Origin of the sequence: Tissierella sp. (assembly GCF_052089545.1) — a bacterium.
Taxonomy (GTDB): domain Bacteria; phylum Bacillota; class Clostridia; order Tissierellales; family Tissierellaceae; genus Tissierella_A.
On the sequence record NZ_JBQDAA010000171.1, the window covers coordinates 1 to 4,994 of the forward strand.

4 protein-coding genes are annotated in these 4,994 nt (G+C 30.4%); all 4 read left to right on the forward strand.

Translation table 11 applies throughout. The annotated features are described in order from the left end of the window. Positions 1–622 (forward strand): hypothetical protein (locus tag ACTHW2_RS10625; protein WP_442263892.1); only part of this gene is annotated, 622 nt, incomplete at its 5' end. 59 nt (positions 623–681) lie between these two features. After that, a complete protein-coding gene (locus ACTHW2_RS10630; protein WP_442263893.1) occupies positions 682–1,944 on the forward strand; it encodes a dicarboxylate/amino acid:cation symporter in 1,263 nt (420 codons plus the stop codon). Between the two features lie 371 nt (positions 1,945–2,315). Continuing rightward, positions 2,316–4,055: an ABC transporter ATP-binding protein gene (locus ACTHW2_RS10635; RefSeq protein ID WP_442263894.1), complete on the forward strand. Its 1,740-nt coding sequence runs from the start codon at positions 2,316–2,318 to the stop codon at positions 4,053–4,055. Beyond that, on the forward strand, positions 4,045–4,983 hold the full coding sequence (locus ACTHW2_RS10640) for an ABC transporter transmembrane domain-containing protein (protein WP_442263895.1): 939 nt from the start codon (positions 4,045–4,047) through the stop codon (positions 4,981–4,983). Before ACTHW2_RS10635 ends, ACTHW2_RS10640 begins: the two co-directional genes overlap by 11 nt. Positions 4,984–4,994 lie beyond the last annotated feature (11 nt).

The following is a 4,994-nucleotide window of genomic DNA, read 5'->3' on the forward strand; positions in this document are numbered from 1 at the left end:
AATGTGTGGAAATGGAGCAAGATGTATTTGTAGGTATGGCTTTGAAAAAGGTTTAGCGGGAGATAAACAGACTGTAGAGACTTTGTCTGGAATAATAGAGGGTCATAGAATAAATAAAAGAAATTATAAGATAAAATTAAATAGGCCCACTGTGTTTAAAGAAAACTTTATATTAGAAGCTGATGGCGAAAAGTATGATTGTTCTTATGTTGAACTTGGAGATCCAGGATTACCACATTTAGTAGTAGAATTGCCGGGATTTCAAGAGATGTATGAAGAAGATTTATATAAGCTAGGTAAAGCTTTAAGAAACCATAAAAGTTTAGATAAAGGTGCCAATGTTAACTTTATTTCATTTGACCCAAATGGAAATCTATATGCTCGTACATTTGAAAGGGGGGTCGAAAATTTTACTTTGGCCTGTGGAACTGGAGCAGGATCTATAGGATTTGTTCTAATGAAAAAAGGAGAAATAAAGAACAATGTAGCCCAAGTAATTATGCCGGGTGGAAGATTAAGTGTTCAGTTAAAGCCAAATGACAAAAAATATGAAGACGTAATTGTTGGTGGTGCTACTAATATAGTAGCGGAAGGAATTATATTGGATGAAGAATTGATTTAAAATTATATTGTAGTATGGTATTTTAATTTTAAATAAATAATTTGAATGGAGGATGTAAAATGACAGATAAAATAAACAAGAATTCAGTCTGGAAAAATTATAGATTTCCAATACTATTATTAACAGGTATTATAGTAGGTTCTATTATTGGAATAGTCTTTGGTGAGAAGGCGAAAATTTTATCACCATTAGGTGATATATTTATCAATATGATGTTTACAGCAGTGGTTCCTTTGGTATTTTTAAGTATCAGTAGTGCTGTTGGAAATATGATGAATATGAAAAGGCTTGGAAAGATACTTGGTAGTATGTTTTCAGTCTTTATAATAACTGGAGCTATCGCAGCAGTTATCATAATTACTACAGTTAAAGTTTTCCCACCTGCTGAAGGAGTAAACATTGCTATGGAAGCTACTTCACTTGAGGAAATAAATATTGGAGATACTATTGTTAATGCTTTTACTGTTAGCGATTTTCCACTAATACTTTCTAGAGCTAATATGTTACCATTGATAATATTCTCAGTTTTATTTGGACTTTGTGTAAGTTTAGTTGGTGGGGAAAACAATAAGATTGCTCAAGGTTTAGAGATGTTAAATAAAGTAATGATGAAGATGATTGGTTTCATAATGTACTATGCGCCTATTGGTCTAGGAGCTTACTTTGCAGCCTTAATAGCTGAATATGGACCACAGTTACTAGGTGCTTATTTAAGATCTATGGCAGTATATTATCCTTTATGTATAATATATTTCTTTATAGCTTTTGCAGCTTATTCATATTGGGCAGGAGGAAAGCTAGGTACTAAAATCTTTTTCAAAAACATACTTAATCCAGCAGTCACATCGCTTGCAACTAGTAGTTCCATTGCTACATTACCAGTAAACTTTACTGCTACAGAAAAAATGAATGTTCCAAAAGATATTAGAGATATAGTATTGCCAATAGGAGCTACTATGCATATGGATGGAACTGCCTTATCTTCAATACTTAAAATAGCATTTTTATTTGGAATATTTGGGCAGGATTTTTCAGGGATTGGTACATATATAACAGCTGTTTTAATAGCAGTATTAGGCGGCGTTGTAATGTCAGGAGTTCCTGGTGGTGGATTGATAGGTGAAATGTTAATAGTCACAATTTATGGTTTTCCACCTGAAGCTTTCCCAATTGTTGCAACAATTGGATTTTTAGTAGATCCACCAGCAACAATGATAAATGCGTCTGGAGATGCAGTTGCATCTATGATGGTTACAAGAATTGTTGAAGGCAAAGATTGGCTTAGTAAAAAGGTGCAAAAAACATCTCCCACAGAAGTGTAGATATAAGAACTATTATAGATAATATGGATGTGAAAATGTAGAAGGTATGGCCCATAAATAATTTATTTATGGGCCATACCTTTTTATTCCATATTTTTTGAAGCTATAAGACTGATTTATAAAGGGGGAATTTATGATAAGATATATGTATCTTTAGTGTAAGATATATAATTAACAAAAAGAGATTAGCAAAGTAAGAAGAGATCTATCCATCAGTAAGATTATAGTATTAATAAAAGGGTAGATAAATGAGTAGATAGGAAAACTTAGAATAAAAAAATATATATAAAATTGAGGGAAAAGATGCAAAAACATTCAAGGTTTTACCTATAATTATATTAATTTAAAGCACATAGTAAATAGGAGGATTTATGTTTAAAAAATTTTGGTGGTTTATTTCATACTATAAAAAAGAATATATCTTAGCAATTGTTTTTTTAGCTTTAAGTAATATAGTTGGATTAATACCACCCTATATTACCGGTAGGTTGACTGATATGATATTTGAAGATTCAATTGAGTTAAATACGTTTTTACTTATCTTGCTTTTAAATTTAGTTGTTATAGCTATAAAGTACTTTTTTGCCATGGGCTGGAGCTACTTTACATTTAGAGCTGGAAATGAGATAGATTATAAAACTAGAGACAATCTTATGACAAAGTTTTTAAGACAATCTCTTAAATTTTTTGAAAAGCATTCTACAGGATCCCTTATGGGAAAGTCTACCAATGATGTCGATAGTATCAGTGACTTAGCTGGAATTGGTACCTTAAGTTTGTTTGATTCAACAGCTTTTCCCTTCATTATTATTATTATGATGATGGTAGTAGTAGATGTTAGACTAACCTTGGCTGCAATAGTACCTCTCCCAATCTTAGCATATTTGAGCATATGGATTGGAGATAGAATTCTAATAAGATGGGAAAAGGTGCAAAGAGCTTTTGATAAGCTAAATACGAATGTTTTAGAGGATATAGAAGGTGTAAGAATCACTCGAGTCTTTAATCTTCAAAGGTCTAGACAAATAAAATTTAAAGAAAGTGGAGAAAACTTATTAGATAGAAATATGGATGTCGTAAAATATCAGGCACTACTTACTCCGGTTCAAAGAATTGTACCTGCATTTACCTTTATAATAGGTATAGCTTACGGTTCAGTTTTAATTTCAAAAGGTGAGATTTCCATAGGTCAGTTAATTTCATTTACCTATTATTTAAATATGCTTGTATGGCCAATGCATGCATTTGGAAATTTTATTAATTTAAAACAACAGGCCAATGCTTCAATGGATAGAGTTCAAGATGTTTTATTTTATAAAGAAGATATTACAGAAAATGATGAGGCTATAGATGCAGCTATGAATCCTGATATAGAGTTTAGGAATCATAGTTTTAAATATCCCTCATCAAAGGAAAATGTTTTAAAAGATGTAAACATAAAAATTGAAAAAGGGAAATCTATAGGAGTGCTAGGAAAGACTGGTTCTGGTAAATCTAGCTTTTTAAAGCAGCTCTTACATTTATATCCAATGGAGACTGAAAGTATATTGATTGACGGAGATACTCTTGATAAATATAGTATTTCAAGTGTTAGGGAGAGAATTGGGTATGTGCCACAAAAACATATGATATTTTCAAAAAGCATCAAAGACAATATAAAACTTTCTAAGCCAAATGCTGATGATGAAGAAGTAATGAAAGCTATTAGGCTTGCTGATTTTGAAAAAGATTTAAAGACATTCCCCAAAGGATTGGATACTCTTTGCGGTGAACAGGGCATTTCTCTTTCAGGTGGACAAAAGCAGAGGATTGCTATATCAAGAGCATTTTTAAAGGATTCAAATATCTTAATATTAGATGATGCTATGAGTGCGCTTGATGGAAGGACAGAAAAAAACATAATTAATAATATAAAGAAAGATAAAGAAGGAAGGACCATGATTATTTCAAGTCATAGAATAAGTCAAGTTAAAGATCTTGATGAGATAATAGTATTAGATGAGGGAAAAATAGTAGAAAGAGGTAGTCATGATGAATTAGTCAAAAAGGGAAAATGGTATTCTAAACAGTATAAAAATCAATCAGCAAGGAGTCAATTTGATGAAGAATAATATAAGAGAGGAATTAGTATCAAAACAATTAAAAGAATACGCAAAGAATGAAAAGAAATATTTGTCAATTGGATTAATACTTTCCTTAATCCGTACAGCTATGGAAATTATAGGACCTTTAATTATTGGCTTTATACTAAATAATCATATTAAGGTAGATCTTCAGAAGGCAGATTTTATATCCATTATAAAATTACTGTTAATTTATTTGCTTGTTTATCTTCTTAGTGGCTTGTTTAGTAATTTAGCTCTTGTATCTTTTGAAAAAGCAGCAAATAAGATTGCCTTTAGTGTACAAAAGGATGTTTATGAACATGTAACAAGGCTTCCTATATCTTATTTTGATAACCTACCCGCAGGTAGTATAGTATCTAGGATTACAAATGATACAAATAAGTTAAAGAAGATGTTTCAGCTAATATTGGCTGATATAACAACTTCAACAATAATGATTGTCAGTATATATGGTATGATTCTTGTAACAAACTTTTTCGTAGGAATAATGCTACTGGTACTTGTACCGCTAGTATATATTATATTTAATGATTTAAGATATAAAACTGCAAAATATACAACCTTGAATAGAAGTTATGTAGGTGATATAAATTCAAGTATTAATGAAAACATACAAAACATGGAGATAATCCAATCATTTAATAAAGAAGATTATATAAAAAATGAATTTGATAATATAAATAATAATATATTCCAAACTAATTTAGAGATTACTAAAGTTAGAAGTTATGGAGGATATAGGGCTATTGATATTGTTGGTTATATTGGAACTGTCATAGTTCTTTTATATTTTGGAATTGGTAGAATAACAGGAATCTATGCAGTTACTGTTGGCAGTATGTATATAGCAATAGATTATGTAACTAAGATATCGGTAGATGTCAATATAGTTGACGCATTAATTTTAAATTAATTAATTATTTA